We start from the raw sequence: 17,948 nt of genomic DNA, 5'->3' as shown, positions 1-17,948 counted from the left end.
CCTTAACCTAGGCTAATTTGAACGTCAACGCCCGCAGCAAGGTCTAGACGCATTAGAGCATCAACAGTTTTGTCTGTTGGCTCAACGATGTCGATTAGACGCTTGTGAGTACGGATTTCGTACTGGTCACGAGCTTTCTTGTTAACGTGTGGAGAGATAAGAACTGTGAAACGCTCTTTACGAGTTGGCAGTGGGATTGGACCACGAACCTGTGCGCCAGTGCGCTTAGCTGTTTCAACGATTTCCGCTGTAGAAGCATCGATTAGTTTGTAATCGAAAGCTTTTAGGCGGATACGGATACGTTGGTTCTGCATGAGACAGAGCTCCAAATTTAATAAATTACACAAACAATATCGCCACTCAAACTCGTCAAGACGAGAGAATGCCGATTGATTTATGTGAAACCGTAGCATCCAAGATTAGGACGCATTGTCAGTTAATTTTCGATTAACTATCCCTACATACCAGAGTCACCTCTGGGGATAGTTTTTCCGAAGAAAAGATAGCTAATTGTATTAACCGCGAACATAAGCTGAGTATACATTACCTCGTAAATCCTTAGATTTACTCGCTCCTCACTGCTCATTGGTTCACAACTGGCTTAACCAGTGCGCTGCATTATACAGATCGCACTTTAGGTTGCAAGCACCGAATGAAAAATAATCGAATTTATCCGGCACGCAAGCTACCTACAAAACAAAAAGGACGCCGAAGCGTCCCTTTCTTAAACTGTAATCGTAATAGCGACGGCTATTATTTCTTACTTGATAGTGCACCAAAACGCTTGTTGAAGCGATCAACACGGCCGCCTGTATCAACGATACGTTGCTTACCAGTGTAGAATGGGTGGCACTTGTCACATACGTCTAGGTGGATTGACTCTTTACCTAGAGTAGAGTTGAACTCAAAAGAGTTGCCGCAAGAACAAGTCGCTTTTACTGCTTTGTATTCTGGGTGGATACCAGGTTTCATAGGATAACCTCAAAGTAGGCCGTGTCGCTATACGAGTCTATGCCGCACACCACACGCAATTAACATCAAAAGTCGATACCGCTTTGGCTGATTGCCGAAGCCATATCTCAAGGCGCGATATACTAATGAATCGAATAGCAGGGATCAACTTATTTGATAACTTTTTCGCCACTTTTTTAGTCAAGCAGCGCGCACTGGCGAGTTTACGACGTTAGCATGCAGGTTTACTCGAATTTTCATGCCGATTTTAATAGACTCTAACCTCTTCCCTCTTTTATATGTAGCTAACTACCTATGCGTCCATCCATCGCCAGAGTGGCACTACCCGTACCACTCGACAAACAGTTTGATTATGCCATCCCGGGACATTTGTTTCCGATTATTGGTGGGCGCGTGTCGGTTCCTTTTGGTCGTCAAACCTTAGTTGGTATCGTAACCGCGATGGTGAATCATTCAGACTTTCCTGTAGAGCAACTCAAACCGATAAAAGCGGTGTTAGATTCGCAGCCAATCTGGTCAGAGAAACTCTACTCCTTACTGACTTGGTGCAGCCAGTTTTATCAATATCCACTCGGCGATACATTACACAACGCCATGCCAGGTGCATTACGCAAAGGGAAACCAGCGGATTTTGCCACGCTACAAGAATGGCAAATCACCGAGCAAGGTAAAAATAAGCTAATGCAGGGTTTGGGGCGAGCGGTCAAACAGCAACGTGCCCTGCAAATGATGAGCCAAGGGCCAATTCCTCACCAAGAGTTGACCGAGCAAGAAATCACATCGACAGTGCTCAATACGCTTGAAGATAAAGGATGGATTGAGCGCATCGAGAAAAAACCTATGGTCACCAAATGGCAGCATCAGGTAGAAAATGACGTCGACAAACCAAAGCTTAATCACGAACAAGCCCTCGCAATTGCCAGTGTGAATAGCCAAACTGGGTTCGCCTGTTATTTATTAGAGGGGGTCACTGGCTCAGGCAAAACCGAAGTGTATCTTAACCTAATTAAACCCGTTTTAGAGCAAGGTAAACAAGCGTTGGTATTAGTGCCGGAAATCGGCCTAACCCCGCAAACCATCAACCGTTTCAAGCGTCGCTTTAATGTCCCAGTGGATGTCATTCACTCAGGTTTAAATGAAACGGAACGTTTAAATGCTTGGTTATCGGCACGAGATAAAGCGGCGGGCATTATCATTGGTACACGCTCAGCGCTCCTGACGCCGTTTGCCGACCTCGGTATTATTATTGTCGATGAGGAACACGACTCGTCGTACAAACAGCAAGACAGTTTGCGCTATCACGCTCGTGATGTCGCCGTGATGCGCGCGCACAAAGAGCAAGTGCCGATAGTGCTGGGCTCAGCAACGCCTGCACTCGAAACATTGCACAACGCGCTATCCGGTAAGTACCACCACCTGACATTAACGCAACGAGCAGGCTCTGCGGTACCAACAACCAACAAAGTGCTCGATGTCAAAGGACATTACTTAGAAAGTGGCCTGTCTGCCCCCTTAATTGCCGAAATGCGCAAACATTTGAAAGCTGGCAATCAGGTGATGCTGTTTCTTAACCGTCGAGGCTTTTCTCCCGCCCTGATGTGTCACGAATGTGGGTGGATTGCGGAGTGTAAACGTTGCGATGCCTATTACACCTTTCATCAATACAGCAACGAGGTACGCTGCCATCACTGCGGTTCACAGCAGCCAGTGATTCATCAGTGTCAGGGATGTGGCTCTACCCAGTTGGTGACGGTTGGGGTTGGGACAGAACAGCTAGAACAGCAACTCGCTCAGCTTTTTCCAGAATACAAAGCGATTCGGATTGATAGAGATAGCACACGCCGCAAAGGTAGCCTAGAAGATGCACTCGAATCGATTCGTAAAGGCGAATATCAAATTTTAATTGGCACCCAGATGCTTGCTAAAGGACATCACTTCCCCAATGTTACCTTGGTCGCTTTGTTGGATGTCGATGGTTCTTTATATAGCAGTGACTTTCGTGCCTCTGAGCGTTTAGCCCAACTGTTTATACAAGTCGCAGGTCGCGCAGGCCGTGCAAGCAAACCAGGCGAAGTCATTTTACAAACCCATCACCCTGAGCACAGCTTATTACAAGCGCTGCTGCAAAAAGACTATCGCCACTTTGCAATGACCGCACTGGAAGAGCGTAAGCTTGCCCAACTGCCGCCATACAGTTTTTTGACTTTGTTTAAAGCGGAAGCGAATCAAAGTGAGATTGTTGAAGACTTTTTGCGCCAAGTTCGCTTCACTTTAGAGTCACACCCACTCTTTGATGATAGCTGTTTGGTATTGGGCCCTACTCCATCACCGTTAGCCAAACGTGCAGGAAAATACCGGTGGCAACTTTTGTTGCAAACCCAGCACCGCTCTCTCATGCAAAAGTTACTAACCAGTGCCAAGCCAGCGATTGAGCTATTACCGAATGCTAAGAAAGTCCGTTGGAATTTAGACATAGAACCACAGGATCTCAGTTAGCAAACGTTTAACTATGTAACTAATCACCTTTTGATGTGAGTCAAATCACACTAGGAATGCATTTTTTGTTAAATAGACCGTAACTTTTGCTACAGAAACGAATAAACTATCCCAAATGGTCAATCATCTAAGGCTTAAATCCTTAGATTGCAATAACTAAGAAAGCGATACCCATCGATGCGGTGATAAAGATGCATCGGCAGCCGTCATTTCATCGCGAACAAGTCATTCATCGCGTACAAACAGTCGCAACGCATTCAGAGATGGATAACACAGCAATATGCGGTGTAGCGACGACGAGTGGATATCGTCCAAAACATTTGAGAGGTTAGAACATTATGGCGACAATGAAGGATGTTGCCCAGCTGGCGGGAGTGTCGACAGCGACAGTCTCACGAGCCTTGATGAATCCAGAAAAGGTTTCATCTTCGACTAGGAAAAGAGTCGAGGACGCCGTTCTCGAGGCCGGTTACTCGCCAAATTCATTGGCGCGTAACTTACGTCGAAATGAATCAAAAACGATTGTCACTATCGTTCCTGACATCTGCGATCCTTACTTTTCTGAAATCATCCGTGGGATCGAAGACGCGGCGATGGAACACGGTTATTTGGTCTTGTTAGGCGATAGCGGCAAGCAAAAGAAACGTGAAAACTCGTTTGTAAATTTAGTGTTTACCAAGCAAGCGGATGGCATGCTCCTGCTCGGCACTGACTTACCTTTTGACGTCAGTAAGCCAGAACAAAAAAATCTTCCTCCCATGGTCATGGCTTGTGAGTTTGCCCCAGAGCTTGAACTGCCAACAGTACATATCGATAACCTGACCTCAGCCTTTGAAGCCGTTAACTACCTGACCCAATTAGGGCATAAACGCATTGCCCAAATCTCAGGGCCAGAAAGCGCAGCATTGTGCCAATTTCGCCAACAAGGGTATCAACAAGCGCTTCGTCGCTCTGGAATCGCTAAAGAAGAACTCTACAGCGTCGTGACTGAATTTTCTTTTGACGGCGGCGCACGTGCAGTGCGTCAATTACTTGAGTTACCTGAACCGCCAACGGCTATCTTCTGTCACTGTGACACCATCGCTATCGGTGCCATTCAAGAAGCGAAGCGTTTGGGTTTACGTGTACCACAGGATCTGTCAGTAGTGGGATTCGATGACATTAACTTCGCTCAATACAGCGATCCACCGTTAACGACTATCTCGCAACCCCGCTACGAGATTGGTCGCCAAGCCATGTTGATGATGCTCGATCTGCTCAAAGGCCACAACGTTAATTCGGGCTCGCGTCTACTTGATACACGCCTCGTCGTTCGAGGTAGTGCCGCGCCACCAGCGATGAGGTAGAAAAACTAGGTCCTAGGATCCTAGGTTCTAGGTTCTAGGTTCTAGGTCCTAGGCGTACTCGCTGAAGTTACAGTGAACAAAGGCGATTCTGGTGTATGTGGCCTTGGAATACGGGTTACGGAATACAGGACTCACGGCAAACACCTCCGTGATCTAGAAGCGCAGCGCTCTGTATTCCCAAACCACAAATACAAAGGCCACTATCTAGATCGTGAATCCAACGCCCTCCCTCTAGGTCCTAGGTGTACTACTCGCTGAAGTTACAGTGAACAAAGGCGATTCTGGTGTATGTGGCCTTGGAATACGGGTTACGGAATACAGGACTCACGGCAAACACCTCCGTGATCTAGAAGCGCAGCGCTCTGTATTCCTAAACCACAAATACAAAGGCCACTATCTAGCTCTTGAATCTCAACGCCCTCCCCCTAGGACCTAGGACCTTTCTTTTACCTAGGACCTATCTCTTCTCCCCTAGGACCTATCTTTAATTTTTATATCCCCTTACCTAACAAGAATGCATTAACAGGGTGTTTTCTCGTATCATTCTGGATTAACATACCTGCAAGAATCCTTGATGATCTGAAGTAACCGTGGCAAACAAAGATTATGTAAGACGGGGGCGAGGCGCCCCAAAAAAACCAACCAGAAAACAAACTCCTAAGAAAAAGCCTTGGCGTAGTGGTCTGCTTGCTATTTTGCTCGTGGGCGGTTTTGGCTATGGCTTGTATATGCTAAGCAGCGATCCTGAGCCAGAGCAACCTGTGGTGCAACAGCCGACAAAACCAGTCAGCAAACCAAAGCCTAAAAAAGATCTTCCACCACCACCAGAAGAGAAGTGGGAATATGTAGAGACACTACCGAAGCGAGAAGTCGAGGTCGTGGCAAAAGACATTAAAGTCTCAAAAATCCCTTATATCATGCAGTGTGGTGCGTACAAAACCCAAGCCCAGGCAGAAGAGCGTAAACTTGCCGTCGCCTTCCAAGGCATGTCGAGCAGAATTATCAAAAAGTCCGGCAGCTCTTGGTATCGAGTCGTCCTAGGTCCGTACAAATTCAAACGCGATGCGGAAAAAGACCGTCACAAGTTGCAACGTGCGAAAATCGAGCCGTGTGCGATTTGGAAGGATAATTTATAAGAAAAAGGGCCTAGGGAAAATAGGGCCTAGGTTCTAGGTTCTAGGTTCCTAGGTCCTAGAGGGATCTAGCTGAAACTTGAGCGTTTTAGCATCACCATTTGAACTTGTGGACTGGGATTACAGAGCGCTTCGCTTACGGAATACAGGGAAATTAAGCCCTAGATTCTAGGCTCCTAGGTCTAGAGGGAGCTATCTGAAACTTGGGCGTTTTAGCATCACCATTTGAACTTGTGGACTGGGATTACAGAGCGCTTCGCTTATGGAATACAGGGGAAATTAGGGCCTAGGTTCTAGGTTCCTAGGTCCTAGAGGGATCTAGCTGAAACTTTGGCGTTTTAGCGTCACCATTTGAACTTGTGGACTGGGATTACAGAGCGCTTCGCTTACGGAATACAGGGAAATTAGGCCCTAGATTCTAGGCTCCTAGGTCTAGAGGGAGCTATCTGAAACTTGGGCGTTTTAGCATCACCATTTGAACTTGTGGACTGGGATTACAGAGCGCTTCGCTTCCCGATTACAGAAGTGTTTACCGTAATCCGTAGTCCGTAACCTGTATTCCAAGGCCACTCTCTTCGGCCTCACGTTTTTTCACCGCACCTTCAGCGATCACGCCTAGGACCTAGGATCCTATAACCTAGGACCTGTCTCTTACCTAGGATCCTACAAATCTAGGACCTCTGTTTATTTCCCCCTTGAATCCCAAACTACCCTCCCCCATATACAGAATTAAATCCAAAGAGAAATAATTCAAGAGGTCGACTGTGACTACCATAGTATCTGTACGTCGAGGCAATAAAGTCGTCATCGCGGGTGATGGCCAAGTATCGCTAGGCAATACCGTCATGAAAGGGAACGCACGCAAAGTACGCCGCTTATACAACAACCAAGTACTGGCAGGCTTTGCAGGCGGTACCGCGGATGCCTTCACCCTATTTGAACGCTTCGAAAGTAAGCTGCAAATGCACCAGGGCCATTTGACCAAAGCCGCTGTAGAACTGGCGAAAGACTGGAGAAGTGATCGCGCACTGCGCAAACTCGAAGCACTGCTTGCTGTCGCAGATGAAACCGCCTCTTTAATCATTACTGGTAATGGTGACGTCGTTCAGCCAGAAAATGACCTGATCGCGATCGGTTCTGGTGGCGCTTACGCACAGGCAGCGGCCACTGCGCTACTCGAAAATACCGACTTGGACGCACGTGAAATTGCAGAAAAAGCATTGAACATCGCAGGTGACATCTGTGTATTCACCAACCATCACCACACGGTAGAAGAGCTAGACTCAACCACAGAGCTCGCTAAACCAACCGAGTAATCGTAACGAAGTAAGGAAAGAATATGTCTGAAATGACACCTCGCGAAATCGTTCATGAACTGAACCGCCACATTATTGGCCAAGAGAAAGCAAAACGTTCGGTTGCGATTGCGCTTCGTAACCGCTGGCGTCGTATGCAGCTCGAAGAGAGCTTGCGCGCAGAAGTGACGCCGAAAAACATCTTGATGATCGGTCCTACTGGTGTGGGTAAAACTGAGATCGCTCGTCGACTTGCAAAACTGGCAAACGCGCCGTTTATCAAAGTCGAAGCCACTAAATTCACCGAAGTGGGTTACGTAGGTAAAGAAGTCGAAACCATCATTCGTGACTTAACAGATGTCGCAGTAAAAATGACGCACCAACAAGCGATGGAAAAAGTGAAGTTCCGCGCTGAAGAGCAAGCCGAAGAGCGCATTTTGGATGCATTGCTACCACCCGCTCGAGACAGTTGGGGCCAAGCTGAACAAACCGAAGAGTCGTCGCACACACGTCAGGTTTTCCGTAAGAAATTACGTGAAGGGCAACTCGATGATAAAGAAATTGAAATCGACGTTGCCGCACCTCAAATGGGCGTAGAGATCATGGCGCCTCCTGGCATGGAAGAAATGACCAACCAATTGCAAGGCATGTTCCAAAACCTTGCAGGCGACACGAAGAAGAAACGTAAGCTGAAAATCAAAGATGCACTCAAAGCGCTAGTTGAAGAAGAAGCCGCGAAGCTGGTCAATCAAGAAGAGCTCAAAGAAGCCGCAATCTTCAACGTAGAAAACAACGGCATCGTCTTTATTGATGAGATCGATAAAATCTGTAAGCGTGGTGAAAGCTCAGGCCCAGATGTATCTCGTGAAGGTGTCCAGCGCGATCTACTTCCTTTGATTGAAGGCAGTACCGTATCAACCAAACACGGCATGGTAAAAACTGACCATATCCTATTTGTGGCTTCTGGTGCCTTCCAAGTAGCAAAACCGTCAGACTTAATCCCGGAGTTGCAAGGCCGTCTACCAATTCGTGTTGAACTGGAAGCATTAAGCAGCAATGACTTCAAACGCATCCTAACGGAGCCAAAAGCGTCTTTGACGGAGCAGTACGTTGCATTGATGAAGACCGAAGATGTCGATATCGAGTTTACCGAAGACGGAATCACGCAAATCGCGGAAGCCGCCTGGACCGTTAACGAAAGTACCGAGAACATCGGTGCGCGCCGCCTGCATACCGTCATGGAGCGCTTGATGGACGAGATCTCTTACGATGCTGCGGAGCAATCTGGCTCCAAGTTTGTGATTAACTCAGACTATGTGAAAGCTCGCCTAGGCGATACCATCGAAGATGAAGATCTAAGTCGTTTTATTCTTTAAAAAAGGACCTAGGTTCTAGGATATAGGAAGGACCTAGGTTCTAGGTTCTAGGCTCCTAGGTCCTAGGTGTGATCGCTGAGGTTGCAGAGATCAAACGCAACCTCGGTGAGTGTGGTCTTGGAATACAGATTACGGAATACAGAACATACTCCTCTGTAATCGGTAAGCGCAGCGCTCTGTATTCCAAAAACAACAAGTGAACAACTCACCGTTTAACACTGGAGCCCCCGCGTACTCCCTCTAGGACCTAGGACCTATGTTTCCCCCTAAGACCTCTGTCTTCTGTTTTCTTATATTTTATTGACTTGCTTCAGGTCAATAGCGTAACCGAGTGTTTGAGCTTATACTGGGCAAATGAATTACTAGCACGAAAATTTCATGAAACAATCTCTGCAGATCTGGCTTGAGGCCGCTCGCCCTAAAACATTACCACTCGCATTGGTCTCCATTCTTACCGGTAGTGTGCTTGCATACGCTGCGGGGGATTTCTCTCTGATGGTATCCATTCTGGCGTTTGTCACCGCGACATTACTGCAAATCCTTTCTAACCTTGCCAATGATTATGGTGACGCGGTTAAAGGTACCGACAATGAAAAACGTCTTGGCCCAGTACGTGCGATGCAATCTGGTGCTGTCAGTCCTAAGCAAATGAAACAAGCCATCATCTTTAATATTGGACTCACGGTCATTTCCGGACTTGTTTTAGTGCTCTATTCACTGAACTCTGTAGAAAGTATCGTGACCTTCATCGGGCTCGGAGTTCTTGCGATATTGGCAGCGATTGCCTACACCATGGGCAGCAAACCTTATGGTTACGTCGGGCTTGGTGATATTTCAGTCTTTCTGTTTTTTGGTTTACTGGGCGTCTCTGGTACTTACTTCCTCCATACCGGCCACATCGATAGCACTTTATTTCTTCCTGCACTTGGCTGTGGGTTGCTCGCGGTCGCAGTACTCAATATTAACAACATGCGCGACATTGAAAATGACCGTGAGTGTGGCAAACGAACCGTGGCAGTACGCTTAGGTCAGCGCAAAGCCAAGCAATACCATTTTCTTTTGCTTGGTGGGGCTGTGGTTGCGTTTGCCAGTTACCTATTGATTCAAGATAAGTCCATCTGGATTAGTCTGCCCTTCTTGCTCAGCGTCTATTTCGTTCTCCATCACGGAAAAGCGGTTTGGTATACAGAAAAACCAGCACAAATTGCCCCGATGTTGCCAGCCATCGTCAAATGCTCCTTAACGACCAATATATTGTTCGCAACAATTGTGGTAGCTCAAACTCTGGTAAGTTAAAAAAAGAATGTCATTGCATTGACTTAATGCCCAGATATACTCAAGGACAACCAATTTTCTTTTCTGCTTAGAAAGGTACGCTATGGAATACAACACCTCAGCACTCTGTGACATCTATCTCGATCAAGTCGATGTGGTTGAGCCAATGTTCAGTAACTTTGGCGGCAGCGCTTCATTTGCCGGACAGGTCACCACTATCAAGTGTTTTGAAGACAACTCACTGATCCGTGAAACGCTTGAGCAAGATGGCGTGGGTCGTGTTCTGCTAATTGACGGTGGCGGCTCCTTACGTAAAGCCCTTGTCGATGCAGAAATAGCAACCATCGCAGAAGACAACGAATGGGAAGGCATCGTCGTTTATGGGTGCGTTCGTGAAGTCGACGAACTCGAAGACATGAACCTCGGGATTCAGGCACTCGCTTCTATCCCTGTCGGCGCCACCAGCCAAGGTATCGGTGAGCTAGATGTCCCAGTTAACTTTGGTGGCGTCAGCTTTCTCCCTGAAGATTATCTCTATGCCGACAGCACCGGCATTATCCTCTCGCCTGAGCCGCTCAATATTGATTTAGAGTTGGATGAGGAAGAAGAAGAGGCGCTAGGGTCCTAGGAAAAAAAGGACCTAGGTCCTAGGCGAGATTGTTGGAGTTGCAGAGTTCAAACGCAACCTAGGCGAATGTGGTCTTGGAATACAGATTACGGAAACACAGGTCCTAGGCGAGATCGTTGAAGTTACGGTGAATAGACGTGACCTTAGTGAATGTCGGCTTGGATTACTGATTACAGAATACGGAACCCGGAAACACAGGTATTAAGCACTAGGCTACTAGTAGGTTAATGTGGCCTTGGAATACAGAACATACGCCTCTGTAATCTGTAAGCGAAGCGCTCCGTAATCCAAAACCCAAACACGAAACCAACATTTATCCCAGCTAGTTCCGCGCACTCCCTCTAGGACCTAGGACCTGTGTTTTTCCTAGGACCTTGGCTTTCCCTAGGACCTTTATGTAAAAACACCCGCCGAGGCGGGTGTTTTAGATTCTAATGAACCGATAGAATTACTCTACGTCGTCCATTTTGCCAAGTAGTGCGCGAATGCGTTCTTGCCACTGAGCGTGCTCTTGTTGTGCTTGTTGAGCTTTCTGCTCAAGATCTTCACGTTGAGAGCGCAGTTCATTCGCTTCTGTTTCTAGTTTCACTTTGTCTTCTTTCAGCTCTTCTACTTCCATCTGAAGAAGAGTGATTGTGTCAACTGCGGTTTGAATTTTCGATTCTAATTGTTCTAGTACTTCAAAAGACATCTTGGCCTACCTATGTTATTCCGTTGGAGTGACGCACGAGACAGACGTGCACCTAACCTATATGAAGTTCATTCTACTCAGCGTAGCGATGATAAACACGCCCTATATTCGATATTTTGCATCATTCGATTAAAAAAACAGCGCTATTTCACTAAACGCTGACTTTTCTTATTCGTGAGGCAATTTTAACCACGTTATTTTGCCATCGCCACAATAAAAACTCAGCCAAGCTTTGATCAAATTCAACTTAGTGAAGGTTAAAGACACGCAAAAAGGCAAACGTTTAACCAGCGTTGTGCTAAAATCCTCGCGCAAATTATTCTTCCCTCTTGCTTACTTGGAGACATCATGAAACGCGATTTAGCAATGGCATTTTCCCGTGTGACTGAAGGTGCAGCACTCGCTGGTTACAAATGGCTTGGCCGTGGCGACAAAAACGCAGCAGACGGCGCGGCCGTAGAGGTTATGCGTACGCTACTGAACAAAACTGAAATCAGTGGTGAAATCGTGATTGGCGAAGGCGAAATCGATGATGCACCAATGCTCTATATCGGTGAGCAAGTGGGTATCGGTGGTGATGCTGTTGATATTGCGGTTGATCCAATCGAAGGCACTCGCATGACGGCCATGGGTCAGTCCAATGCACTTGCAGTCCTTGCGGCTGGCGAAAAAGGCAGCTTTCTCAAAGCCCCTGACATGTACATGGAAAAATTGGTTGTTGGTCCAGGTGCCAAAGGGGTTATCGACCTCAACAAACCACTGAAAGAAAACTTAGAAAACATCGCCAATGCGCTCAACAAAACACTCGACACGCTTGTCGTCATCACCCTAGCCAAACCACGCCATGACGACGTTATCGCCGAGATGCAATCCATGGGTGTGCGCGTCTTTGCCGTGCCAGACGGTGACGTAGCAGCATCTATCCTAACGTGTATGCCAGACAGTGAAGTCGATGCTATGTACTGCATCGGTGGCGCGCCAGAGGGTGTGGTCTCTGCCGCCGTTATTCGAGCGTTGGACGGTGATATGCACGGTCGCCTTCTTCCTCGCCATGAAGTCAAAGGTGACAACGAAGAAAACCGTATCTACGGTGCTGCCGAACTAAAACGCTGTGAAGAGATGGGCGTTAAAGCCAATGTAGTTCTAAAAATGGAAGACATGGCCCGCAGCGATAATGTGGTGTTCTCCGCCACTGGCATTACCAAAGGTGATTTGTTAGACGGTATCACGCGTCAAGGTAACATCGCCACCACAGAGACGCTGTTAATCCGCGGTCGCTGCCGTACAATTCGTCGCATTAAGTCCATCCACTACTTGGAACGTAAAGACCCAGAAGTGCGCGATATTATTGTGTAGTTTTGAGGACCTAGGGTTATAAAACCGAGGGCCTAGGGAAAAGAAAGGACCTAGATAAAGTAGGTTCTAGATCCTAGGCTCCTAGGTCCTAGGTCCTAGGTGTGATCGCTGGAGTTGCAGTGAATCAGCGTAAGACTGGAGAAAGTGTCCTCGGATTACGGAATACGGAATACGGAAACCACAGCAAACGCCTCTGTAATCGAGAAGCGAAGCGCTCCGTATTCCAAAACAACAAACACAAAACCAACATTTAACCCTGCTGGTTCCACGCGCTCCCCCTAGGACCTAGGACCTTTCTTTCCCTAGGATCTTATGTTTACCCCTAGGACCTGTGTCCACGATTATAAAGCCTTTCCTTTACTAACCCTATCGCGCATAATATGTACTGACATATAAATGGTGGGTATATGAAAACCGTAGATAGGATATTGCAAATCGTTAAGCGTGACGGCTCTGTCACTGCTAAACAACTTTCTTCTGAATTGAGTATGACCACCATGGGGGCGCGTCAGCACCTGCAAGGATTGGAAGACGATGGCATCCTTTCTACTCACGATAAAAAAGTCAAAGTCGGTCGCCCAACTCGGCATTGGCAACTGACTCAAAAAGGTCATGAGCAATTTACCGATCGTCATGGTGAGCTCACCATTCAATTCATCGAAGCAGTCGAACATATTTTCGGCAAAGAAGGGCTGGAAAAAGTCACCTCCGAGCGTGAAAAGCTGACCCTGCATAACTATCGTCAGCACCTTGAGCAATGCAGCTCCCTTGAGAGCAAGCTAGAAACCTTAGTCACTCTGCGTGAACAAGAAGGCTACATGGCAGAGCTGGAACAAGATGAACAGGGCTTCATTTTGATCGAAAACCACTGTCCTATCTGTAAAGCCGCAACACGCTGCCCAAGCTTATGCCAATCTGAATTAAGTGTATTCCAGTCTCTGCTCGGAGAAGACACAACCATCACTCGAACTGAGCATATCATTCAAGGGCAACGCCGCTGCGTATATCGTATTCAAGCGTGAGGCCATTCAGATCTTAGCGCCGACCTGTCTCACTAACGAGACAGACATTCTATTCGCAATCCATCCTCTCTCAATTGGTATAGGCTTTTAGGTATCCCATATGGATTTGGAGAACCATAATGGCAAACCCACAACAAAGCCTGCAACAATCCCTACCCTCATTTGATGAAATGGTAAGGATGGCAGAGCGTGATCCTGTTGCTTTCGAGCAGTTCCGTCATGATATGGCAGAAGCGATGATTAACAATGCGTCTGCGAAAATGCAACCAAGGTTGCGAGCGCAGCAAAGCCATATCGACAGAATGATAGACCACTGCAAAAACCCCAACCACACCAATGTTGTTCTAGGAAACGAACTGAGAAAGCAATTCGTTAAGTTTCAACAAGCGTTGCAAGGAAAGCCACAAGCGAACAAACCCGACAATGTTGTTCAGTTTTATTAAAATAAGGTCCTAGATCCTAGGTTCCTAGGTCCTATCTTTTCCTAGGACCTATGTTCATCCCCTAGTACCTAGTTTTTCCCCAGTTCATGATACAATTGCAACAAGTTCAAAAGTTTCTCTCATAAAACGAACGTGTCATTCTGTTGATGATCACGAGAGAAAACATGTAAAGGTCAAAGATGCAATCAGATCATGAGTTCCAAAATTGGACAGTCATCGGTAAAGGCACGGAGCGAGTTTGTCTCCAAAACCCTGAAGACAGAGCCCAATGTGTTAAGCTGAGCCGGAAAGACACAGCCAAACAAACTTATCGTGAAATTCAGTTTTTTGAACGATTAAAAAATAAAAAGGTTCAGTTTACCCACATTCCTGACTACTTAGGAAAAGTCACCACAGAGACCCAAGTAGGATTTAAGCAACAAGTTGTTTTAGATGAAGATTTGTCGGTCTCATTAAACTTGTCGCAGTACATATCTCAACAGCAAGAATCGGTTGATTTCGATAATATACTTCGGGCGATTAGTACTCTAAAAGATTACTTGATGGAGAATCGCATCATACCGAGCGATCTCGTGCTGACGAATATACTGGTTCAGCAATCGGGAGGTGAAATCAGGCTGTATCTGATTGATGGGTTTGGTAATACCGAGTTTATTCCTTTATCGAGTTTTGTTCCTTATCTGATGTATAGAAAGATAAATCGCAAGTTTACGAAGTTATTAAGACACAACTTGCCTGTATGTATTCAGGCCACTAAGGGTCCTGAAGAGCTGGCAACGTACAACAAAAAAGCGGACGAATTTGAAGCGCGGTACCTTTAACCGTGTAGCGATTGGTCAAACGGACTACGACTTAGACAAGCTCAAGTCTAGACAGGCGAAGACTAAGGTCAATACCAAAGACAGAAAAGGGATGCGTGATGCATCCCTTTGTTATTTCTACTTGTTTAAAACAAGATTACGCTTTAGCGGCTGCCGCTGCTTTAGCGATTGCTGCGAAGCTCTTCGCATCTAGAGATGCGCCACCAACTAGTGCACCGTCGATGTCTGGTTGTGAGAAGTAAGCTTCTGCGTTTTCTGGTTTAACAGAACCGCCGTATTGAATGATGACTTGCTCAGCAACTGCTGCGTCTTTCTCTGCGATAAGTGCACGGATAGAAGCGTGGATGCGTTGTGCATCATCAGCTGTTGCCGCTTTACCAGTACCGATAGCCCAGATTGGTTCGTAAGCGATGATAGCACCGTTTAGCGCTTCTACACCGTACGCGTCGATAACTGCGTTGATTTGACGAGCACATACTGCTTCTGTTTCGCCCGCTTCGTTTTGCGCTTCAGACTCACCGATACAGAAAACAGGAGTTAGACCGTTCTCTTTTAGGAAGTTGAATTTCTTCGCGATGAACTCATCAGATTCGTTGTGGTATTCACGACGCTCAGAGTGACCAATGATGATGTGAGTAGCACCAAAATCTTTCAGCATTTCTGGAGACATATCGCCAGTGAATGCACCGCTGTTGTTTAGGTCAGTGTTTTGCGCACCTAGGATGATCTTGTTACCGCCTTCAGCAATAACACGCTCTGCTAGGTCGATGTAAAGAGCAGGTGGCGCAACAGCCACGTCCACACCTTCAACGCCTTCTAGCTCAGCATTAAGACCCGTTAGTAGCTCAGTTACCATTGCTTTGCTACCGTTTAGTTTCCAGTTACCCATCACTACAGGACGACGCATAGGAATATCTCCGTATTATCTATTAATGATTAATGTAAAAAATCTACGTAGGAATATAACAGAATAATATGAACAGATCATGATTGGTATCATGACTATACCCAAATAACCTCAAGATGCTAGGTTCAGCGAGAATGACTTGGTTCACAGACGCGGCAACGATTTGAAGATCTGGTCTGCGTAGCGCTTGTTTCTGTCAATTCTATCAAAAGCAATCGATTGGTGATCGCGTAGACAGAATAATAGCGCATTCCTCGGAAATTTCCGCTTAGGTTGGTATTACTACACAGTAAACTTTTTGTCAGAGACAATTTATAGAGGAAGGAAAAACCATGCCAAACCTCGTTTTGGAATATTCAAACTCAGTGGACGAGCGCGTCAATGTCCAAGGTTTATTGGAAGATTTGCATAGAGCGGCAATAGAAAGTGGCTTGTTTGAAGTATCTTCAGTGAAATCACGAGCGCTGAGATGCCACCATTGGTTGGTCGGTGACGAAGGCGATAGTGTCGATTTCATTCATATTAATTTTGATTTGTTAGCAGGCAGAACCACAGAACAAAAACGAGAGTTATCCCGCTCTTTGATAAGCGTTCTACAACAACAAGCCAGCCATGTACGAAGCTTAACGGTTAACGTCCGAGATATGGATGTGGATTGCTTCCAGAAGATGGTGAATTGATAAATAAAAAGGTCCTAGATCCTAGGCTCCTAGATCCTAGACTCCTAGGTTTTAGGTCCTAGGTCCTAGGTGTGATCGCTGGAGTTGCGGTGAGCAAATGTGAGTCTGGAGAGTGTGGTCTTGGAATACGGATTACGGAATACGGAATACGGAATACGGAAACCACAGCAAACACCTCCGTAATCCGTAAGCGAAGCGCTCCGTATTCCAAAACAACAAGTAAAAAACTCACCGTTTAACACTGCGGCCCCCGCGTACTCCCCCTAGGACCTAGGACCCTAAAAACCTAGGACCTTGTTTTTCCCCCTAGGACCTATGTTTATTTCTCTAAGATCCCAAAACTTAAGTACTGCATCCCTATTATCTACCCCATGCATGACGATTCTGCTAACCTATTGCTCAGTAATGGCTTCCAGGTCTAATCCATGAAATTTTTCTACTATCTTAATAGCTTACTCCTTAATCTCGTGCCGTCGTTTGTTTTCCAGCGCCGTAAAAATCAATTAGAGCGCCTTTTTGAAAAAGACAAACAAGCCATTCAAGCACGTGTGGACTATTACTGTAAGCCAAACGAGCTGCATGAACTACCCAGTGATGCTACAACGCAGTATTCTTACCAACGTCGTGGTAAAAGCGCCTACTTCTACGACTTAAAACAGTATTTGCACTATTTTCCTAAACACCTCAAGTTTGCCTATTACTTTGGTGACCACGTCAAAGTCGAGTCACAGCCAACGCTCTACAAAGCGAGGCCAACACAAGGCGATAATTCAACGTCGGTATTGTTTAAGTTAGATAAAATGCGTCACTTCCGCTTTATTGAAGACAACGTAGAATACGCAGATAAAAAGGACATGGCGGTTTTTCGTGGCGCGGTAAAGCAAAAGCATCGTATCCGCTTTATGCAAGCCATGTTCGGTCATCCGTTGGTGGATGCAGGCCAATCCAACCCTTCCAAAGACCATCCAGAGTGGCAACAACCCTTTATGTCGGTTGACGACCAACTGCAGTATAAATTCATTATCTGCTTAGAAGGCAATGACGTGGCCTCCAACTTAAAATGGGTCATGTCTTCAAACTCCATCGCGATCACGCCAAAAATGAAATTCGAAACTTGGTTTATGGAGGGCTCTCTCAAGCCAGGTGTGCACTATATCGAAGTGAAAGAGGATTGGTCAGACTTTGAAGAAAAGGTGAACTACTACTTACAGAATCCAGATAAAGCGGAAAATATTCTAAACAATGCCCATGAGCATGTTGCGCAATTTCAGAATAAAGACATGGAAGATCTGGTTTGCATCAAGACGCTAGAAAAATACTTTTCGGTGACGAATGGGGGAAAGGAAGGTTCTAGGGGGAAATAAAGGTCCTAGATCCTAGGCTCCTAGGTCCTAGGTGTGATCGCTGGAGTTGCGGTGAATCAGTGTAAGACTGGAGAAAGTGTCCTCAGATTACAGAATACGGAAACCACAGCAAGCACCTCCGTAATCCGTAAGCGAAGCGCTCC

18 protein-coding genes are annotated in these 17,948 nt (G+C 46.4%); 13 read left to right on the top strand and 5 right to left on the bottom strand.

Annotated elements, in window-relative coordinates; genetic code table 11:
- Positions 1-2: 2 nt before the first annotated feature.
- Together rpsJ and rpmE are read right to left on the bottom strand one after the other, a co-directional pair.
- On the bottom strand, positions 3-314 hold the full coding sequence (rpsJ, locus tag ONE56_RS01130; protein WP_004410492.1) for a 30S ribosomal protein S10: 312 nt from the start codon (positions 312-314) through the stop codon (positions 3-5).
- A gap of 439 nt (positions 315-753) precedes the next feature.
- Positions 754-972: a 50S ribosomal protein L31 gene (gene rpmE / locus ONE56_RS01125; protein ID WP_041156803.1), complete on the bottom strand. Its 219-nt coding sequence runs from the start codon at positions 970-972 to the stop codon at positions 754-756.
- Positions 973-1,266: 294 nt separating this feature from the next.
- Between rpmE and priA the strand changes: the two genes are divergently transcribed.
- The 7 genes from priA to rraA all read left to right on the top strand — a co-directional run bounded on the left by priA (position 1,267) and on the right by rraA (position 10,521).
- Positions 1,267-3,468, top strand: coding sequence for a primosomal protein N' (gene priA / locus ONE56_RS01120; RefSeq protein ID WP_423840116.1), 2,202 nt, complete (start codon positions 1,267-1,269; stop codon positions 3,466-3,468).
- Between the two features lie 338 nt (positions 3,469-3,806).
- Entirely contained in the window at positions 3,807-4,814 is a 1,008-nt protein-coding gene (cytR, locus tag ONE56_RS01115; RefSeq protein ID WP_415679443.1) for a DNA-binding transcriptional regulator CytR, read from the top strand.
- 590 nt (positions 4,815-5,404) lie between these two features.
- Positions 5,405-5,950, top strand: a complete 546-nt coding sequence (locus tag ONE56_RS01110; protein WP_041156805.1) for an SPOR domain-containing protein — start codon at positions 5,405-5,407, stop codon at positions 5,948-5,950.
- A gap of 761 nt (positions 5,951-6,711) precedes the next feature.
- On the top strand, positions 6,712-7,263 hold the full coding sequence (hslV, locus tag ONE56_RS01105; protein ID WP_041156806.1) for an ATP-dependent protease subunit HslV: 552 nt from the start codon (positions 6,712-6,714) through the stop codon (positions 7,261-7,263).
- A gap of 23 nt (positions 7,264-7,286) precedes the next feature.
- Entirely contained in the window at positions 7,287-8,618 is a 1,332-nt protein-coding gene (hslU, locus tag ONE56_RS01100) for an HslU--HslV peptidase ATPase subunit (protein ID WP_423840115.1), read from the top strand.
- A 378-nt stretch (positions 8,619-8,996) separates the two neighbouring features.
- Entirely contained in the window at positions 8,997-9,914 is a 918-nt protein-coding gene (locus ONE56_RS01095; protein WP_041156808.1) for a 1,4-dihydroxy-2-naphthoate polyprenyltransferase, read from the top strand.
- An 82-nt stretch (positions 9,915-9,996) separates the two neighbouring features.
- Entirely contained in the window at positions 9,997-10,521 is a 525-nt protein-coding gene (gene rraA, locus ONE56_RS01090; RefSeq protein WP_423840114.1) for a ribonuclease E activity regulator RraA, read from the top strand.
- 448 nt (positions 10,522-10,969) lie between these two features.
- Here the strand turns inward: rraA and zapB are convergent, their stop codons facing one another.
- On the bottom strand, positions 10,970-11,212 hold the full coding sequence (gene zapB / locus ONE56_RS01085) for a cell division protein ZapB (RefSeq protein WP_041156810.1): 243 nt from the start codon (positions 11,210-11,212) through the stop codon (positions 10,970-10,972).
- 348 nt (positions 11,213-11,560) lie between these two features.
- Between zapB and glpX the strand changes: the two genes are divergently transcribed.
- The 4 genes from glpX (at position 11,561) to ONE56_RS01065 (ending at position 14,854) form a co-directional block, all read left to right on the top strand.
- On the top strand, positions 11,561-12,568 hold the full coding sequence (glpX, locus tag ONE56_RS01080; RefSeq protein ID WP_331437182.1) for a class II fructose-bisphosphatase: 1,008 nt from the start codon (positions 11,561-11,563) through the stop codon (positions 12,566-12,568).
- A gap of 407 nt (positions 12,569-12,975) precedes the next feature.
- Positions 12,976-13,590: a helix-turn-helix transcriptional regulator gene (locus ONE56_RS01075; RefSeq protein WP_423840113.1), complete on the top strand. Its 615-nt coding sequence runs from the start codon at positions 12,976-12,978 to the stop codon at positions 13,588-13,590.
- Positions 13,591-13,709: 119 nt separating this feature from the next.
- The gene (locus tag ONE56_RS01070) at positions 13,710-14,033 is read left to right on the top strand and encodes a DUF3135 domain-containing protein (RefSeq protein WP_423840112.1); all 324 of its coding nucleotides are present in this window, start codon (positions 13,710-13,712) and stop codon (positions 14,031-14,033) included.
- A 179-nt stretch (positions 14,034-14,212) separates the two neighbouring features.
- A complete protein-coding gene (locus ONE56_RS01065) occupies positions 14,213-14,854 on the top strand; it encodes a YrbL family protein (protein ID WP_423840111.1) in 642 nt (213 codons plus the stop codon).
- A 136-nt stretch (positions 14,855-14,990) separates the two neighbouring features.
- On the opposite strand, the gene tpiA is transcribed toward ONE56_RS01065, so the two are convergent.
- Positions 14,991-15,761 (bottom strand): triose-phosphate isomerase, encoded by a 771-nt coding sequence (gene tpiA, locus ONE56_RS01060; protein ID WP_041156815.1) that lies wholly within the window; start codon positions 15,759-15,761, stop codon positions 14,991-14,993.
- 332 nt (positions 15,762-16,093) lie between these two features.
- Between tpiA and ONE56_RS01055 the strand changes: the two genes are divergently transcribed.
- On the top strand, positions 16,094-16,441 hold the full coding sequence (locus ONE56_RS01055) for a 5-carboxymethyl-2-hydroxymuconate Delta-isomerase (RefSeq protein WP_041156816.1): 348 nt from the start codon (positions 16,094-16,096) through the stop codon (positions 16,439-16,441).
- A gap of 58 nt (positions 16,442-16,499) precedes the next feature.
- Here the strand turns inward: ONE56_RS01055 and ONE56_RS01050 are convergent, their stop codons facing one another.
- Positions 16,500-16,673, bottom strand: coding sequence for a hypothetical protein (locus tag ONE56_RS01050; RefSeq protein WP_423840110.1), 174 nt, complete (start codon positions 16,671-16,673; stop codon positions 16,500-16,502).
- A 193-nt stretch (positions 16,674-16,866) separates the two neighbouring features.
- On the opposite strand from ONE56_RS01050, the gene ONE56_RS01045 reads away from it, so the two are divergent.
- Positions 16,867-17,805, top strand: a complete 939-nt coding sequence (locus ONE56_RS01045; RefSeq protein WP_423840109.1) for a glycosyl transferase family 90 — start codon at positions 16,867-16,869, stop codon at positions 17,803-17,805.
- Positions 17,806-17,948 lie beyond the last annotated feature (143 nt).

This window comes from Vibrio mytili, from assembly GCF_049563345.1.
In the GTDB taxonomy this organism is placed as follows: Bacteria; Pseudomonadota; Gammaproteobacteria; order Enterobacterales; family Vibrionaceae; genus Vibrio; species Vibrio mytili.
This window is presented reverse-complemented; position numbering and strand designations above follow the sequence as displayed.